This window comes from Williamsia sp. R60, assembly GCF_054063855.1.
This window is the reverse complement of the sequence record NZ_JBSSGR010000003.1, coordinates 381,479-398,709: the sequence shown is the minus strand read 5'-3', so window position 1 is coordinate 398,709 and position 17,231 is coordinate 381,479. Positions and strand designations below refer to the sequence as shown.

17 protein-coding genes are annotated in these 17,231 nt (G+C 64.2%); 8 read left to right on the top strand and 9 right to left on the bottom strand.

Annotation, left to right across the window (positions count from 1 at the left end):
- Positions 1-54: 54 nt before the first annotated feature.
- Together ACVWY6_RS15225 and ACVWY6_RS15220 are read right to left on the bottom strand one after the other, a co-directional pair.
- Entirely contained in the window at positions 55-1,338 is a 1,284-nt protein-coding gene (locus tag ACVWY6_RS15225; RefSeq protein WP_457539142.1) for a lipase family protein, read from the bottom strand.
- Positions 1,339-1,469: 131 nt separating this feature from the next.
- A complete protein-coding gene (locus tag ACVWY6_RS15220) occupies positions 1,470-2,090 on the bottom strand; it encodes a TetR/AcrR family transcriptional regulator (RefSeq protein ID WP_457539140.1) in 621 nt (206 codons plus the stop codon).
- Between the two features lie 180 nt (positions 2,091-2,270).
- Between ACVWY6_RS15220 and ACVWY6_RS15215 the strand changes: the two genes are divergently transcribed.
- Both ACVWY6_RS15215 and ACVWY6_RS15210 read left to right on the top strand, forming a co-directional pair.
- Positions 2,271-3,299 carry a Rieske 2Fe-2S domain-containing protein gene (locus ACVWY6_RS15215; RefSeq protein WP_457539138.1) on the top strand — a complete coding sequence of 343 codons (1,029 nt, stop codon included), beginning with the start codon at positions 2,271-2,273 and terminating at the stop codon, positions 3,297-3,299.
- A gap of 63 nt (positions 3,300-3,362) precedes the next feature.
- Complete coding sequence (locus ACVWY6_RS15210; protein ID WP_457539137.1) at positions 3,363-4,448, top strand: NAD(P)H-dependent amine dehydrogenase family protein; 1,086 nt, start codon at positions 3,363-3,365, stop codon at positions 4,446-4,448.
- A gap of 11 nt (positions 4,449-4,459) precedes the next feature.
- Here the strand turns inward: ACVWY6_RS15210 and ACVWY6_RS15205 are convergent, their stop codons facing one another.
- From ACVWY6_RS15205 to gdhA, 3 genes are all read right to left on the bottom strand, one after another.
- Positions 4,460-4,852 (bottom strand): STAS domain-containing protein, encoded by a 393-nt coding sequence (locus ACVWY6_RS15205; RefSeq protein WP_457539135.1) that lies wholly within the window; start codon positions 4,850-4,852, stop codon positions 4,460-4,462.
- A 485-nt stretch (positions 4,853-5,337) separates the two neighbouring features.
- Positions 5,338-6,222 carry an LLM class flavin-dependent oxidoreductase gene (locus tag ACVWY6_RS15200; RefSeq protein WP_457540167.1) on the bottom strand — a complete coding sequence of 295 codons (885 nt, stop codon included), beginning with the start codon at positions 6,220-6,222 and terminating at the stop codon, positions 5,338-5,340.
- Positions 6,223-6,285: 63 nt separating this feature from the next.
- Positions 6,286-7,629, bottom strand: coding sequence for an NADP-specific glutamate dehydrogenase (gdhA, locus tag ACVWY6_RS15195; RefSeq protein WP_399510133.1), 1,344 nt, complete (start codon positions 7,627-7,629; stop codon positions 6,286-6,288).
- 174 nt (positions 7,630-7,803) lie between these two features.
- On the opposite strand from gdhA, the gene ACVWY6_RS15190 reads away from it, so the two are divergent.
- The 3 genes from ACVWY6_RS15190 (at position 7,804) to ACVWY6_RS15180 (ending at position 9,462) form a co-directional block, all read left to right on the top strand.
- The gene (locus ACVWY6_RS15190; protein WP_457539133.1) at positions 7,804-8,214 is read left to right on the top strand and encodes a PLD nuclease N-terminal domain-containing protein; all 411 of its coding nucleotides are present in this window, start codon (positions 7,804-7,806) and stop codon (positions 8,212-8,214) included.
- A gap of 83 nt (positions 8,215-8,297) precedes the next feature.
- Positions 8,298-8,771 (top strand): TspO/MBR family protein, encoded by a 474-nt coding sequence (locus ACVWY6_RS15185; protein WP_457539132.1) that lies wholly within the window; start codon positions 8,298-8,300, stop codon positions 8,769-8,771.
- 28 nt (positions 8,772-8,799) lie between these two features.
- On the top strand, positions 8,800-9,462 hold the full coding sequence (locus tag ACVWY6_RS15180) for a hypothetical protein (protein ID WP_457539130.1): 663 nt from the start codon (positions 8,800-8,802) through the stop codon (positions 9,460-9,462).
- Positions 9,463-9,485: 23 nt separating this feature from the next.
- Here the strand turns inward: ACVWY6_RS15180 and ACVWY6_RS15175 are convergent, their stop codons facing one another.
- Positions 9,486-10,697, bottom strand: a complete 1,212-nt coding sequence (locus tag ACVWY6_RS15175) for an acetyl-CoA C-acetyltransferase (RefSeq protein ID WP_457539128.1) — start codon at positions 10,695-10,697, stop codon at positions 9,486-9,488.
- 153 nt (positions 10,698-10,850) lie between these two features.
- Between ACVWY6_RS15175 and ACVWY6_RS15170 the strand changes: the two genes are divergently transcribed.
- A complete protein-coding gene (locus tag ACVWY6_RS15170) occupies positions 10,851-12,083 on the top strand; it encodes a CoA transferase (RefSeq protein ID WP_457539126.1) in 1,233 nt (410 codons plus the stop codon).
- Complete coding sequence (locus ACVWY6_RS15165) at positions 12,080-13,270, top strand: acyl-CoA dehydrogenase family protein (protein WP_457539125.1); 1,191 nt, start codon at positions 12,080-12,082, stop codon at positions 13,268-13,270. The genes ACVWY6_RS15170 and ACVWY6_RS15165 overlap by 4 nt, the downstream gene beginning before the upstream one ends.
- 25 nt (positions 13,271-13,295) lie before the next feature.
- On the opposite strand, the gene ACVWY6_RS15160 is transcribed toward ACVWY6_RS15165, so the two are convergent.
- The 3 genes from ACVWY6_RS15160 to ACVWY6_RS15150 all read right to left on the bottom strand — a co-directional run bounded on the left by ACVWY6_RS15160 (position 13,296) and on the right by ACVWY6_RS15150 (position 16,269).
- Positions 13,296-14,780, bottom strand: coding sequence for a phospholipase D-like domain-containing protein (locus ACVWY6_RS15160; protein WP_457539124.1), 1,485 nt, complete (start codon positions 14,778-14,780; stop codon positions 13,296-13,298).
- 124 nt (positions 14,781-14,904) lie between these two features.
- Complete coding sequence (locus ACVWY6_RS15155; RefSeq protein WP_457540165.1) at positions 14,905-15,183, bottom strand: nuclear transport factor 2 family protein; 279 nt, start codon at positions 15,181-15,183, stop codon at positions 14,905-14,907.
- Between the two features lie 84 nt (positions 15,184-15,267).
- Positions 15,268-16,269: an aldo/keto reductase gene (locus tag ACVWY6_RS15150; protein ID WP_457539123.1), complete on the bottom strand. Its 1,002-nt coding sequence runs from the start codon at positions 16,267-16,269 to the stop codon at positions 15,268-15,270.
- Positions 16,270-16,382: 113 nt separating this feature from the next.
- On the opposite strand from ACVWY6_RS15150, the gene ACVWY6_RS15145 reads away from it, so the two are divergent.
- Positions 16,383-17,222: a helix-turn-helix transcriptional regulator gene (locus ACVWY6_RS15145; RefSeq protein WP_457540163.1), complete on the top strand. Its 840-nt coding sequence runs from the start codon at positions 16,383-16,385 to the stop codon at positions 17,220-17,222.
- The last annotated feature ends 9 nt before the right edge of the window (positions 17,223-17,231 follow it).

The following is a 17,231-nucleotide window of genomic DNA, read 5'->3' as shown; positions in this document are numbered from 1 at the left end:
CCGCGGATTCAAACCGGTCTCGCCAGTGCTGCTGGACCGAGCCGGACGGAGCGGTCAGGGAATCGGTGTGGGCGCGAGGCTGTTGCCGGGGGGAATGCCGGCGCAGTTGCTACGGGTGGGGATACCCGCAAAACGCTCGGTCAGGTACTCAAAGCCCTGTGCCTCGAACGGTGGGAACGATTCCTGGTGCGTCAGACCGTTGTACTGCGCGTAGGTGACATCGACTCCGCGGCCGCAGTATTCGTGTGCCAGACCCACCACGTCGTCGGTGACCATGATGGTGTCGCCGATGGTGTCGGCATGTCCGACAGCCAGGAACAATGGCGCCTTCGGGGTTCCCTGGCTGCCCATGATGTTGTCGTCGATCGCGCCGACGACCTGCGGCACCTGCAACAGTGAGGTGTACGGGGCCTTCACCATCTGGGCGTCCGTCAGACCGGGATAGTCACCGGCAAAGTTGGCGATGCATTCCGAACTGACCGTTTGCATCAGCTGCTGGCCGTAGTCGGAGATGAACTTGCTGGTGTCGAGGTTGTAGGCGCGCTGGTAGGCGACGATCAGCGCGGGGATCACGCCCGCCCACTTGGTGCCGCCGCTGATGTAAGGAAGGTTGTGGGCGAGGTCGACGGGCAATCCGCCTGCCGCGACGCCGATGATGTTCAGTTCGGGCGCGTACTTCGGTGCCACCTCGGCACCCCACTGGGTGGGTACCGAGCCGCCCGAGTACCCGAGCAGGCCCACCGGGGTGGAGACCGGCAGCTTCAAGAAAGCCTCGGCAGCCCGGACACCGTCGAGCGCGGCATAGCCGGACTGGCGTCCGATGGTCCACTCCAGATTTTCACCCTCGTAGTCGGGGGCGACCACGGTGTACCCGGCGGCAAGGTATCCGGCGATCACTGCTTGCTCGGCCTCGGCGATGGGACTGGATGACCCGCCGCTGAGTGTGTACGAAGGATCGCATTGAGAACCGAGGGCGTCGTACGCCATGTGGTACGAGATCAGCTTCGTCGGTCCGGGCACCAGCGGCCGCAGCACTGTAGCGACGGTGACAGCACCTCTGCCTTGCTGATCGGTTGTGCGGTAGAGGACCTGGCTACCGGTGATCGGCGTGTCGAGCGTCGGCGTCCGGAATGTCATCGGCCGGCTCCGCAGTACCGTGCCCGGCGTGATGTCGGTGAGCGACCCGTCGTAGCTGTAGAAGGGGTCGGCCGACGGTAGCGGGGACCCGGGCCCCGGATCTGCCTGCGCGGCAGGAACACCCGCCAGGGCCAACGATCCGACGAGGAGACCTACTGCGGCGACGACACGCAGGGCAAGAGTCCGACCACTAAATGACATGGTGATATTAAAACACCGGTCCCGCGACCGCGGAGTGAGTTCGACGACTGTTCACGAAACATGATGCACCGCAACGAAATAACGATCATTCATTCCGTGTTTGAGAAAGTCTTTCTCTAGAGGCTTTCGGGCTACTGCGAGTCCAGATAGGCGATGATGGCGTTGACCAAGCCGTCGCGGGCATCGTCGAGGTCCCCGTACGTTCCCAGGGTTCGCTCCGAGGTGATGCCGCGCATGGCTGCCGGGATCAGCGCAGCCATCTGCCGGATCCGCACCGGATCCACACCCAGGTCGGCGAACGCACGCTCACAAGCGTTGTCCCAGCGTGGTTTCCACGAGGCGAGCTCGGCTGCGGTGAGGGGGAAGTCGCGCTCGAGTTCGGCGCGTTCGCGGGGCAGGGCCGCACGCAGTGTCTCGATCGCCAGTGATTCCGGCGATCGCAGCCCGACGTACATTGCCTCCACCAGCCCGGTCACCCGTTCTTGGAGGGTTCCTCCCGGCTTGACGTTTGCGGGCAGATCGCCACGTTGCTCGGCGGTGTAGCGGAGTACGGCGGCCCACAACCCGTCGATGTCGCCGAACTGATACTTCACCACGCCCCAGGTGGCCCCGATGTCGCGAGCGATCCGGTTTCCCGACACGGCGCCGGGGTCGCCCGTTGCCAACGCGGTGATCGCGGACTTGATCATGCTCTCGCGGGTGGCGATTCCTCGCTTGTTCGCCCGCCTGCTCGGCGCCGCCACTTCGGTCATGACAGCCGATGGTAGTCGGTGTCAGCCGCGACGCCTACTTTCAAAGAACCCTCTTTACAAGTTTCACAGATGGTTCTACGGTTGTGGTCAGCGCGGCCGCCGCAGGGTGCGTGGTCCATTCGAGTGGATGCTAGGCATCGACTGCGGCACAACGTAATTCGAGAGACGCGGAGGTTCGGCGTGGCCAAACCCACACTGTCCATGAAGCCCACCGGCTGGTTTCAGGTGGCTTGGTCGGCTGAGGTCACCGTGCGCGAAGTCCACCGGATGACGTATTTCGGCCGCGAGATGGTGGCATGGCGAACTGCGTCGGGGCAGGTGGCGGTCTTCGACGCCTACTGCGAACATCTCGGCGCCCACCTCGGCTACGGCGGACATGTGGAGGGCGAGAACCTGGTCTGCCCGTTTCACGGATGGGAATGGAACTCCGAGGGCCGGAATGTCTGCATTCCCTACGAGAACCATCCGAACAAGGGCCGGCGGATCCGCAGTTACCCCGTCGTAGAGCGCAACGAATCCATCTGGATCTGGCACGACGTGGAGGGCCGAGCCCCGTACTTCGATGTTCCGGATGTGTTCGCCGACTTCGACGACGGCAAGAGCGCGGACGACTATTACCCATCGTTCCCCGTCGGCGTGCTCTACCGCGAGCGGCTCGAACTGCATCCGCAATACATCATGGAAAACGGCGTGGACTTCGCCCATTTCAAGTTCGTGCACAAAACGCCGTTCATCCCGGAGTTCACCCGGCAGGACTTCGACGAGCCGGTCTCGTATGTCGACTTCACGGTGGCCTTTGACGACGCGGTCTCCGAAGACGAAGTCAGCAGCGGGGTGGAGGCCATCAACGGCGGACTCGGCGTGGCGGTCACCAAGAGCTGGGGCATGGTCGACAACCGCACTCTGTCCGCGGTGACGCCCGTCGACGACAACACATCCGATGTCCGGTTCACGGTGTGGATCGGGCGCAAGCCCGGCGACCAGTCCGCGGAGATGAACGATTACGCGAAGACGATGGCGAACTACATCATCGAACAGTTCGCGGCCGACATCAACATCTGGGCGCACCAGCGGTACTCCGACCCACCGGCTCTCTCCCGCAAGGAGTTCGAGGGCTTTCGGGCCCTCCGCGCCTGGGCTGCGCAGTTCTATCCAGATGAGCAGAACCGCACCCACGCTCACACGTCGACAGTCGAGGCCACATCGTGATCGGTGGTCGAACCGCCGGTCCGAAGATCGGTACACAAGCCGAGATCAACAGGGAGACAACACATGAGTGCTGCTGAGAAGATTCGCGTATTCCAGGTTGCCACAGGAAATGTGGGAACCGAGATGATCAAGCGGATCGCAAGTCATCCCGACCTCGAGCTGATCGGCCTGCACTGTTACACCCCGGAGAAGGTGGGCCGGGACGCGGGCGAGATAGCGGGCCTGGCGCCGAACGGGGTCATCGCCACCGGATCGGTGGACGACATCATCGCTGCGAAGCCGGATGTGTTGACCTTTCACGGGGTGTTCCCGGACGAAGAACTGTACGAGCGTGTGCTCGAAGCGGGCATCAACATCGTCACCACGGCCGACTGGATCACGGGGCACCACAGAAATCAGAACCACCCGCACCCGTCAGGCAAGAAGACCACCGAAGTGCTCGAAGCCGCCTGTCAGCGTGGAGGTTCCACCTTCTATGGCACCGGTATGAACCCGGGACTGTGCCAGATACTCGGAGTCGTCCACTCCGCCGATGTGGCAGACATCGAAAACGTGACCGTCATCGAATCGGTGGATGTGTCGTGCCATCATTCGGTGGAGACGTGGAAAGAGGTCGGGTACGGACGCCCCCTCGACGACCCGTCGATCCCCGGATCACTGGAGAAGTACACGAGAGTGTTCTCCGACAGCGTCTACATGATGGCCGACTGTTTTGATCTGAAGCTGGACGAGGTCAAGTTCTCCTACGAGCTGGGCGCGTGCACCAAAGACGTGGACCTCGGGTGGTATCAGATGCCAAAGGGTTCGCTGGGCGCGAACTACATCAAGTACCAGGGCATGGTGAACGGTGTGCCGCGGGTCGAGTCACACCTGGAATGGCAGATGACGCCGCACACCGCGCCCAGCTGGGACATCAAGGGTTGCTACATCACCCATATCCAGGGCGACCCGAACATCTACAGCAAGCACATGATCTTCCCGAAACCGGGAGTGCGGCTTGACAACCCCGAGGATTTCGCATCCATCGGCATGACCGTCACAGGTCAACCTGCGCTGAACTCGATCCGTTCGGTGGTCAGCGCGCGACCAGGAATCCTCACGAGTGCAGACATGCCCTTGCGGGGCATGGCGGGCCGTTTCAAGCTGTGAACCCGCAGCGATCAGGACGCGTCCTGAAGGCCGTGGGCGCGGCGGATGTCGACGACCGGCGCAGGTGCTTCGGTGAGCAGGCGCTCGTCGGCGAACAGTTCGAGGACCTGACGGGCCGGACGGACCGGCGCGAAGACCCTGAAACTGTCGGGCCGGTGAGCGTATGCCTCGAGCACCACGTCGACGGCGGCAGAGGAGAAGAAGTTCACCTGAGACAGGTCGAGTACCACCTCTGAGTAGTTGGCCATCGCTGCATTGATGACCGCCAGAAGCTGCGGAGATGTGACCATGTCGGCGTTGCCACTCACGCGGACAACCGCGTGTGCTTCGGTGAAGGATTCGACACTGATCTCGAACGGCCATTCGCGGTCGGAGAACTCGGTTGCCAGGAAATCTGTGCTCATTGTTCTGCCTTTCTCGTTCGATACGGGAATCCACGCAAACTCGGGCGTCAGGTTGGTGGCTCTGTCTGAACACTAGAAAGTTGCGCTCACCCAAGCAATGCGCAACGAACTTCGGCGCGCGATCGTGACGAACGATAACGGAAAGGTAACGGCGGCGAGGTGCGCCCGGATGTGCAACCACCGCCGCTCTCCCAACTGGCCGAAGCTCGTCCCGCAGACCGAGCAAGCACCGGAAACGCGAGCAGCCCATCCGCCCCGCTCTCCCAACTGGCCGAAGCTCGTCCCGCAGACCGAGCAAACACCGGAAACGCGAGCAGCCCATCCGCCCCGCTCACCCAAATGGCCGAAGCTCGTCCCGCAGATCACCGCGAGCGCCCGGATCACATTTCGCGTGTGTACATCCTCGGGCCGCGACGGGCGGGCGTCGGCATACGAGTGAATGACGTCTGTTCGATAGGGCCGTCTGGCGAGATTTTCGGATAGTACTAATCGCGAAACGCCTCGACCACGTCCGCAACCCGCCTGAGTTGGCTGACGTCTGAACTGGTCGGGATGAGGTGGATCTCGTCGGTGCCGATGGCAGCGAACCTCGCCAGTACCTCGGCAAGCTGATTCTCGTCGCCCGCCCAGCCTGTGGTGGGAGCGATGGCGTCGACGAAGTCGGCAGGAATCCAGTTCATGTACCGACGCAGGTGATGGTGAATCTGCGCACGGGCGGGTTCGGGATCGCCGAGTGCGAACCAGAAGGATGTCGCCAGATGCGGTGGCTTCTTGCCCGCCTCCGCCCACGAGGTGGTGGCGACGTCGAACAGCTCTTTCTGCTTGTCGACGTCCAGGTCAAGCGTGGTCCCCGCCAAGCCCTCGGCCCAATGCGCCGCAGAGCGAACCGTTTTCGGGCCGATGGTTCCCACCATCAGCCGAGGTCCACCCTCCTGCTTGGGTGAGGGGCCAACGGGAAGCACCGAATCGGTGATCCGTTCGCCGGCCCACACCCGTTTCATGATTGCGACGCGGTCGGCCATGCCGCGGATGGTCTGACTCTTCGGGTCGGCGCCGACTGCTCGATAGTCCTCGTGCCGTCCGCCTACCCCGAGTCCGACCGTCAACCGCCCGCCGGAGAGCATGTCGCCGGTTGCGAGCGCCTTCGCCAGCATGACCGGGTCGTGGAGCTGGGGCACGATCACCGTGGTGACCAGTTGCACCCGGTCGGTCCACGCGGCAACCGCACCGAGCAGAGTGAGACTGTCGGGGTTGTCGAAAGCCATCCGCTCGCCCCAGCAGATCGACGAGAAAGGCCCATCGTCAACGGCTTTCGCCCATTGTTTGAGAACAGTTGCATCAAGATCCGGTTCCATCACCGGCAACGTCATTCCGACCTGCACGAACCTGATCCTCCATGATCATCCCGGGTGGGGTGCCGGTTTCGCCGATCTTCAGATCAGTCCCTGTGCGAGCATTGCGTCGGCTACGTGGGTGAATGCGCTGATGTTCGCTCCTGCGGTGTAGTTGCCGGGAAAGCCATAGGCCTCTGCGGTGTGCAGGCACCGATCGTGGATCGAACGCATGATCTCGGCGAGCCGTTCCTCGGTGTGGTCGAACGACCACGAATCCCGGGACGCATTCTGCTGCATCTCCAGGGCGCTCGTCGCCACCCCGCCGGCATTGGCTGCCTTGCCGGGCGCGAAACGAACGCCGGCGTCAGAGAACAGCTTGATGGCCTCAGGTGTGGTGGGCATGTTCGCGCCCTCGGCCACGATGCGGCAGTCGTTGGCGATGAGCGCTTTCGCGTCATCGGCGTCGAGTTCGTTCTGCGTGGCACAGGGCAGCGCGATGTCGACCGGAACGTGCCAGATACTCCCGGCCGTGCCGAGCTCGGCTCCCCGGCCTCGTGCCTGCACGTAATCTGCGATCCGTCCACGCTGCTTGATCTTGACGTCTTTGAGAAGCTCCAAGTCAAGGCCGTTGTCGTCCACCACGTATCCGCTCGAGTCAGAGCAGGCCACCGCGATCCCGCCGAGTTGCTGGATCTTCTCGATGGCGTAGATGGCAACGTTGCCCGAGCCGGACACTGCGACACGTTTGCCGTCGAAGGAGTCGCCCATGGCGGCGAGCATCTCGCTCACGAAGTACACCGTGCCGTATCCGGTGGCTTCGGTGCGGACCTGCGAACCTCCCCACGACAAGCCCTTCCCGGTCAGAACCCCGGACTCGTAGCGGTTGGTGATGCGTTTGTACTGTCCGAACAGATATCCGATCTCCCGTCCACCGACACCGATATCACCGGCGGGGACATCGGTGTGCTCGCCGATGTGCCGGTAGAGCTCGGTCATGAACGACTGACAGAACCTCATCACCTCGTTGTCGGAGCGGCCCTTCGGGTCGAAATCCGCCCCGCCTTTGCCGCCGCCGATCGGCAAGCCGGTGAGGGCATTCTTGAATATCTGCTCGAAGCCGAGGAACTTGACGATGCCGAGATACACGCTGGGGTGAAAACGCAGACCACCCTTGTAGGGGCCGAGTGCAGAGTTGAACTCCACCCGGAACCCGCGGTTGACCTGCACGCCGCCGGCGTCGTCGGTCCACGGCACTCGGAAGATGATCTGCCGTTCGGGTTCACAGAGGCGACGGATGATCGCAGCGTCCGTGTAGTGAGGGTGTTTGGCCACCACCGGACCGAGACTGTCGAAGACCTCGCGCACGGCCTGGTGGAACTCACCTTCGGCGGGGTTGCGGGCGACGATGTCCTCGTAGAGGTCATGTAGCTTCTCATCGATCACTTGGAACAGCGCTCCCTCTGAGGTTTTGTCGAGGCGTCGGACGTGCCGTGTTGCCCGATCAGCCTATCGATCGACAGAAATTGCCTTTCGCCGGAGATGTCCATCGCTCAGTGTCTATTCACGCAGCGGTCATCGTGAAAGAGTTGCGCCGATCATGTGACCGAGGGGGCGAGTGTGCCGTTGTACTACCCGTACTGGTGGGGGATGTATTGGTGGGGGCCGTACATGCCCTACGTGACACTCATCGTGCTGATCTTGATGATCGCCTCGCTAGTGGACATCGTCGGCGGGGAAGGTGAGCCGAAAGGCATGCCGCGGTGGGGCTGGCTGCTCCTGGTGATCATCCTTCCGTTTGTCGGACCGGTGGTGTGGTTTCTCAGCGGTCGCCCTCGTGCCCGCAATCGTCACCGGCCCGCCGACCGCGGTGCCGGATCACTGTTTCCCGAATATGACCGCAAAGGCCGGTTCGTCCCGCAAGACCCCGTCGCAGACGCGGAGTTCTTGCAGCGCTGCCGCGAACGAGCTGAACAGCAGCGGCGCGACGCCGATCTGGAATGGCGGCGCCGTCGGCGCGAGGAACGCTGACAGCCCGTTCCGGTCACGCGAAACCCCTCGGACCTGCGAACCGGCGACGTACCGTTGACAGAGTCGTCGAAAAGGGGCCCGATATGCGCTCACTGGTCAAGACATCCGCCGCCGCAGGTCTGGCAGCAGGCATCGGCGCGCTGGCGTCGCAAGACGTGAACACCCGCTGGTACCGCAAGCTGTCGAAGCCGCCGTTCCAGCCACCGTCCGTCGCGTTCCCGATCGTGTGGACCGCGCTCTACAGCGATGTCGCCATCAGCTCGGCGGTGGTGGTCGACCGCCTACATGAGCAGGGTCGGCACATCGACGCGGCAGCCTTCGAACGAGCGCTGTACCTGAACCTCGTCCTCAACGGATCCTGGACCTGGGTCTTCTTCAAAGCGCATCGTCTCGACGCTGCGACCGCGACCGCAGGTGTGCTCACTCTGAGTTGTGTGGATCTGGTTCGGCGCGCGCAGCCAGGGTCGCCGATTGCTTCCGCGGCGCTGGTTCCGTACGCCGCGTGGTGCGCTTTCGCGACGGTTCTGTCGACTGCGATCTGGCGTCGTAATCGCTGACCGCAGAGTTCGCGGGTCTTGTGTGCCGGTGTCCGAGGGCGACGACGACCTGACGGCTCAGCCCATGGAGTACCCCGGCCGAGCTGTTGCCGGCACCGGCGTGCTCGTAGGCGACGAGTACCGACAGCTTGCCACGGTCGAGGACATCGAGCGCGAACTGCGCAGGGCGGCGAAACCTGGACTGGCGCAACGCCGGCCGGTGGTCGCGGTGGGTTCAAACGCCTGTGCAGCGGTGATGAGGCGAAAGCTCGCGGAGGTCGATGGGTGTGTTCCCTTCCTCCGTGGCACCGTCAGCGACATCTCGGTCGGCCACAGTGCGCACCGCAGCGTCGCCGGATTCATCCCCGCGGCCCCGTTCCGTCGCCCCGGCCCGCCGATCTCGGTGGTGATGACAATGCTGACGCCGGAACAGCTGAGCGCCGTCGACCGCACCGAGCCCAACTACCGCCGCGTCGAGATCGAGTGCGACACCGCCGGGCTCAGAGTCGGTACCGCCGAGGTGTACGTCTCGCTGTGGGGTGTGATCGCACCACCGGGCGAGGAACCGTTCGGTCTGACACCACAACAGCACCTGCACAACGAATTGCGAGCCCGCTGTCCACGATTCGGCGTCACCGAGCCTCCTCGCGCAACCGTCGCCTTGTCGAGGGTGTTGGCGGAGGAAGGCTGGGTGGCCGGCAGCAACTTGTGACTCGGGTGTCGTGCAGAACGACCTCAGCGAACAGTCTCGAACACCGCGGCCAGACCCTGACCGCCACCGATACACATGGTCTCGAGCCCGTATCGCACATCTCTGCGGCGCATCTCCCGGGCAAGGGAGGCAAGCATTCGTCCGCCCGTCGCGCCGACCGGGTGACCGAGCGAGATCCCCGAACCGTGAACGTTGGTGCGGTCGAGGTCACCAGCACCGAACTCCCACTCCCGCATCACGGCGAGGGCCTGGGCCGCGAAAGCCTCGTTCAGTTCAATCAGATCGATGTCCGACAACGTCAATCTCGCCTTGGCCAGCGCCTTCTCTGTCGCCGGGACGGGACCGATGCCCATCACTTCCGGCGCCACGCCGGCGATTCCCCAGGACACCAGCCGGACCAGCGGATCGAGGCCGAGAGCCGCAGCCGTCTCAACAGTGGTCACCACGCAGAGCGAAGCCGCATCGTTCTGTCCACTGGCGTTGCCTGCGGTGACGGTGGCATCGGGGTCGTCAGCAGCCATGATCGGACGCAATGCACCGAGCTTCTCCAGGGTCACGTCGGCACGTGGATGTTCGTCGGTGTCGATCACCTTCTCGCCGCCGCGAACCGAGACACCGACCGGGATGATCTGTTCGGCCAGGACGCCGTCCTGCTGTGCCGCCACAGCGCGTGCATGAGAAGTCACCGCGAGCTGGTCCTGTTCGACGCGGCTGATGCCGTACCTCCGGCGCAGATTCTCGGCAGTTTCGATCATGCCGCCGGGCACCGGGTGGTGCCTGCCACCTGCCGTGGACCGCGCGCGGACGAGGCTGTCGTGCATCTGGACCCCCGTTCGCGCGGCGCCCCAGCGCATGTCGACCGAGTAGAACGATGCGTTGCTCATCGATTCGGTGCCGCCGGCGATCACGAGTTCGTTGTCGCCGTTGCCCACCTGGAAAGCAGCCTGGATGACGGCCTGCAGACCTGATCCGCACCGGCGGTCGACGTGCATTCCCGGCACGGTCACCGGTAGGCCGGCGTCGAGGGCCACCACGCGGCCGATTGCAGGGGCTTCACTGTTGCCGTTGCAGTGGCCCAGGATCACGTCCTCGATCAGGTCGGGTGCGATGCCGGTGCGATGGATCAGGCCGGTCATGGCGGCAACACCCAGATCGACGGCGGTCAGCGACTTGAACATTCCGCCATACCGACCGATCGGGGTCCGAATCGGTTCACAGATCACCACATCGCGCACACCGGCTCCTCTCAGCGGATCCATCATGCACGCTGAAGGATGAAAACATGGTGGGTCGGTGCATATGGACCTTCGGGCCGATGCCGGGCAGGGTGTTCCCATGACCATTTGCCTGCATCCCCCGGACCGCCTGCAATCTCCAGACCGCCTGCGGTGACCGACGTGCCGACCTCGCCACTGAAGGGGCTGCGGATCGTGGAGGTGTCGAGCTTCGTCGCCGCCCCTCTCGCGGGGATGACACTGGAAGCACTTGGCGCCGAGGTCATCCGAGTCGACCCGATCGGCGGCGCTGCCGACTACCACCGTTGGCCGGTCACCGACGAAGGCGAGTCCATCTACTGGGCGAATCTGAACAAGGGCAAACGATCTGTCGCGGTCGACTTCCGCGACCCCGAGGCGATCGCACTGATCCGTGATCTCATCACCGAAGCCGGTGTGCTCGTGACGAATGCGGCCGGACGAGATTGGCTCGACTACGACTCCCTCGCCGCGATCCGTCCTGATCTCATCCACGTTCAGGTCCTCGGCCGCGCCGACGGTTCGGGTGCCCTCGACTACACGGTCAACGCGGCCACGGGTTTTCCGCTTGTCACCGGCCCATCGACCACGGCGGGCCCGGTGAACCACGTGTTGCCGGCATGGGATGTGGCATGCGGCCTGTACGCGGCGCTGTCGGTGACCGCGGCGGTGATCCGTCGATCGGAGACCGGCGCCGGTGCACGGGTGGTGCTGCCGCTGGAAGATGTCGCGCTGGCGACCACCGGGCATCTCGGATACCTGGCGGAGGCGCAGCTCGGCGGCGATGATCGACCGCGGGTGGGTAACGGGATCTATGGCACCTACGGTTGCGACTTCGCGACAGCAGATGGTGAGCGGCTCATGGTGGTTGCCATCACGCCGCGGCACTTCCGCGACCTCGCCGAGGCCACCGGAACTGCCGATGCGGTCGGGGCGCTGGAAACTGCACTGCGCGTGGACTTCACGAAGGACGGCGACCGCTACCGTCATCGCCGGGTACTCGACGGTTTGTTCGGGGTGTGGTTCGCCGAACGGATCGCCGACGAGGCGGAGGCAGCCCTGGCGGACACGTCGGTGGTGTACGAGCGCTACCGCACCTTCGCGCAGGTTGCCTGCGACCCAAAGGTGATGAACAACCCCATGTTCGGCCTGGTCGAGCAGCCGCGCATCGGCAGCTATCTGGCACCGACCACACCGATGACCTTCGAGGGCGCACATCCACCCGCCCGTCCCGCACCGGCCAACGGCGACGATACGGCGCACGTGCTGGCGGAGTACCTGAACCTCACCGACGCGCAGATCGCCGACCTCCACAACCGCGGCGTGGTGCGCGCAACCACTCGACCAACCACAAAGGACACCGAATGACCCGACTCGCGCAAACCCCAGGCCTCACCGACGTGCAGAAGGAAATCCTGTCCACGGTGCGCGATTTCGTGGAGAAGGACGTGATACCGAACGCTCAGGAACTCGAACACTCCGACACCTACCCTCAGGCTCTGGTCGACACGATGAGCGATATGGGACTTTTCGGGTTGATGATCCCCGAGGAGTACGGGGGACTCGGTGAGTCGCTGCTGACCTACGCCCTGTGTGTAGAGGAGTTGGCGCGCGGGTGGATGAGTGTGTCGGGTGTGCTCAACACCCACTTCATCGTGGCGTACATGATCCGGCAGCACGGCACTGCCGAACAGAAATCGCACTTTCTGCCGCGGATGGCGACAGGGCAAGTGCGCGGTGCCTTTTCGATGTCAGAGCCCGAGCTGGGATCGGACGTGGCCGCAATCCGAACCCGCGCCACACGCGACGGCGACCACTACCTCGTCAACGGTCAGAAGATGTGGCTCACCAACGGCGGGAGTTCTACCCTCGTCGCGGTTCTGGTGCGCACCGACGAAGGGTCGGCGAAGGCGCACGAGAACCTCACCACGTTCTTGGTCGAAAAGCCCGTGGGATTCGGCGAGGTGGCGCCGGGACTCACGATCCCCGGGAAGATCGAGAAGATGGGCTATCGGGGCGTCGACACCACCGAACTCTACTTCGACGACTACCGGATCTCGTCGGACATGGTCCTCGGTGGCAGTCCCGGCCAGGGTTTCCGGCACATGATGGACGGTATCGAGGTCGGTCGCGTCAACGTCTCTGCCCGCGCATGCGGTGTCGCCTTACGCGCGTTTGAACTCGCCGCGCGATATGCACAGCAACGCAGCACATTCGGCAAGCCCATCGCGCAGCATCAAGCCATCGCGTTCTCGCTGGCGGAGATGGCGACCAAGGTCGAGGCGGCGCACCTGATGATGATCAACGCTGCGCGGCTCAAGGACTCGGGAGAACGCAACGACGTTGCGGCCGGTATGGCCAAGTACCTGACGAGTGAGTACTGCTCCGAGGTGACCCAGGCCAGTTTCCGTATCCACGGCGGATGCGGCTACTCGAAGGAGTACGAGATCGAGCGTCTGATGCGAGAGGCGCCGTTCCTGCTCATCGGTGAAGGCACCAGCGAAATCCAGAAGACCATCATCAGCAAGGGTGTGATGCGCACGTACGCCCTCTGAATGGCCTCCTCGGCGCGTAAGCCGTTCAGCCGTGGGCGGATTGGCGTCGAACCGAGCGTCTGCGAGCGAGTTCCCGGTACGTCCGCTGGAACAACGACGACGGTGCCTGCTCTGGATCCATCAGCTCGTTCTCGGCGAGGGGGTTGTCCTCGCCGTCGATGGCCTCCCGGTCGAACTCCATCAGCGTCTTGCCTTCTCCGCGAAGCGCATCGACGGTGGCCACCAGCGAATTGTGCTTCGTGAGCGCGTCCGTGAAGCCCTCGGTTCCGACGTCGAGGTGCTCGCCGAGGAGGCGATCGCGAACGTGCCGAATACTTGCCCGGTGCTCATCGGCGGTGGCGTCGTGATCGCGGATCTCGACGGCGAGGTCGCACTCGCTGTCGAACCCGAGCGAGCGGTTGTTGAGGTTGGACGAGCCGACCCGGAGCACGCTGTCGTCCATGATGAGGATCTTGGCGTGGACGTAGATCGGCTCACCCCCGGTGGTCACGGGATGGAGTGCACGGAAACGGTTGTGCACGTCCGCCTTCCACAGGAGCTTGAGCAATCGGTGGCGGGCACCGTCCATGGTCTGCTGTCCGAGCCAGCCTTCGGCGTTGCGTGGCAGCACCACCATGATCTCGGGTCCGTCGGACTCGCCGAGACGCTCGGCCATCGCTTCGGCGATGGTGCGTGACGCCAGGTACTGGCTCTCGATGTAGAGATAACGCCGCGCACTCGCGATGGCCGCCAGGTACAGCGCCTCGATCTCCCGCACCTCGTCGCGGCCCGGAATCTCCGGCAGTGTGCGTGCGACGGCCACGTCCACCGACTCCAGCGTGGGGACCAGTCCCTTGGGCCACTGGTCACCCTCGGAATCGCCGGCTATCTGCTCGAGCGTTGTCCCGGTCGCGGCCTTCCACCGGTCGCGGGCCATCTCGCCGATCGCTCGCGCGGCGTCCCCATCGACCGCGGTGGTCGCGTCATGCCATGGGCCGTAGGACTTTCCGCTGGGTTTGGTTCGGAAGTCGTTGCTGTCCTTGTGGTCTGAGGTGTCCCACCGGTCCACCGTCATGTCGATGCCGCCGCAGAACGCGAGCTGGTCATCGATCACCAGGATTTTCTGATGATGCGCGGCGCCCACCGGGTGCGCGCCGTCGAGTTCGAAGTGCAGGCTTTCGTCGGTCAGCCAGTTGTCGATGAAGATCGGGGCCATGCCCCGGGTAATGGCGGTCAGAGCGCCGAGATTCCACTTCAGCAGATGGATGTCGAGGCCGGGCCGGTGCTTCGGTAACCACTTGAGGAAATCGCCGAGACGATTGGGCCCTTCGAGGGTCTGGCCGCCCGGCTCGAGCTTGATGCGGGTGTCGAAGTCCCAGCCGATCAGAATGATCCGGTGGCGTGCCTCGAGCATGGCCGACTTGGCGTAGAAGAAGTAGTCGGCGGCATCGATGATGCAGGCGAGGCGATCGGCTCGAGCGATCTGCCAGCAGGTGTCGCCGGGAACCAGCACTCGGCTGTCTTCGGTCACTGATGTCCTCGACTTCTTCGATGAATAGCGATGCTAAAAGTACATGGTCCTGTTGGACTCATCCATTCGGCGGCGCTGACCAGCGGTACGAGGGTGGTGAAGGTGCTCAGGGTGGTGAGGATGCTCAGTCGGTGACGGGAGCGGGTCGCGTCCCGCGAAGATGCCCGCTGACGTCGCCGATCAAATCGATGGTGACCACCCGTTCGGCGAACTGCCAGCCGTCGGCCGTTCTCGTGAATCGATCCCTGTACCGTCCGGCGATGATCGGCTGTAGCGACAACCCTGACACCGCCTGAAGGACAGTGAAGTATGACCGCACGGCCGCCGACGCGCCGTCGATCTCGAGGTGGATGTTCGTCGTGACGTGCTTGGTTCGGGGTGTGCCGGCAGGACAGTAGGCGATCCATGCAGGCTTTGTGTACGAATACCGGCGTTGCAGTGCCTGCGGACGAACACAAACCCTGCATGGATCGGGGAGGTCGCGAGATCAGCGCTCGCTGTCGAGCATGGCCATCTGCGCCTCGGCATACCGATCGCCGGCGACCGCATCGGGCGGAACCGCCGATTCGATGGTGGCCAGTTCGTCGGCAGTGAGATGGATGTCGAGAGCCGCAACGGTTTCGTGCAGCCGAACCACCTTCCGGGCCCCGATGACCGGCACGATGTCGTCGCCTTGGGCAAGCACCCACGCGATGGCGAGTTGCGCCACCGTCACTCCACGTTCCTTTGCGATGGTGCCCAGGGTGTCGACCAGCGTCAGGTTTCTCGCGAGGTTGTCACCTTGGAACCGCGGGCTGTGCGCACGGAAGTCGTTGGCGGCGAAGGTGCTCGCCACCGAGACGTTGTCGCTGAGCAGGCCCCGCGACAACACTCCGTATGCCGTGATCCCGATTCCGAGCTCGCGCGCGGTCGGCAGGATGCCGGCTTCGATGCCCCTGGAGACGAGCGCGTATTCGATCTGCAGATCGGCGATCGGATGCACGGCTGCCGCGCGACGGAGCGTCTCACTGCCCACCTCCGACAGCCCGATGTGCCGCACATACCCGGCCTGGACCATCTCGGCGACGGCCCCGACCGTGTCCTCGATCGGCACCGCGGGATCGAGCCGGGCCGGGCGGTAGATGTCGATGTGGTCGACCCCGAGGCGCGTCAATGTGTAGGCGAGGAAGTTCTTCACGGCCTCGGGTCGTCCGTCGAAGCCACCCCACCCGTTGTCGGGGGAGCGAAGTGCGCCGAACTTCACGCTGAGCTGCACGTCGTCGCGGCTACGGTCTCGCAGTGCCCGACCGATCAGCATCTCGTTGTGCCCCATGCCGTAGAAGTCGCCCGTGTCGATCAGGTTGACGCCGGCGTCGATGGCGGCATGGATGGTGGCAACCGACTCGGCGTCATCGCTGGGTCCGTAGACGCCGGACATGCCCATCGCACCGAGGCCGATGCGCGAGACCGTGGGACCAGTTTTTCCAAGGGTTATCTGTTGAATGTTCATTCATTTACCTTCGGCCGGTTGCCGCCCCGGCGGCAGAGACCGGTCATCGGGGGACCGCCGATCCCTGGTTGAGGTGGCGCGCGAACGGCACAGTGGTGGATGTGAGTCAACGAATGGATCGCGCCGAGCTGGCCGATTTCCTGCGCCGGCGCCGCGCGGCCCTGGTGCCGCGCGATGTCGGGTTGCCCGAGGGTGTGCGCCGCCGCACGCCAGGCCTGCGTCGCGACGAGGTCGCCGTGCTGGCCGGGATGTCCACCGACTACTACACCCGGCTCGAGCAATCTCGTGGGCCGCATCCTTCAACGCAGATCGTCGCCTCGATGGCGCGGGCGCTGCGGCTCACCGATGACGAACGCGATCACCTCTATCTGTTGTGCGGGCATGCTCCGCCTCCGCGTATCGGCGGCGACTCCCACGTGGGTCCGGGTCTGCTGCACCTCCTCGACAAACTCGACGACATCCCAGCGTGCGTGATCTCCGACCTCGGCGAGACGCTGGCCCAAAACCGGATGAACCTGCTTCTCGTCGGCGATCAGTCGACGGTCACGGGTCTGGACCGCTTCCACACCTGGCGCTGGTTCACCGACCCCGCGACGAGAGAACGCTTCAATCCCGAGGACTGGGCCCGGATGAGCCACAAACACGTCAGCGATCTGCGAGCGATCGCGGCCAAGCGTGGCGACGACGCCACCGTCACCGAACTGGTCGGCGCCCTTCACACAGCCAGCGATGAGTTCGCGGCGTTGTGGTCCGAACACCACGTGGCCACCCGGACCAGTGCTCTCAAACGGTTCATCCACCCAGAGGTCGGGGAGATCGCGCTGTTGTGCGAGACCCTCGTGACCCAAAAGGAAGACCAGCACCTGCTCGTCTACTTCCCCCAGCCAGGGACAGCAGCCAGGGAGCGACTGGACCTTCTCGGTGTCATCGGAACCCAGGCGCTCAGCGGTTAGAGTCGCTGG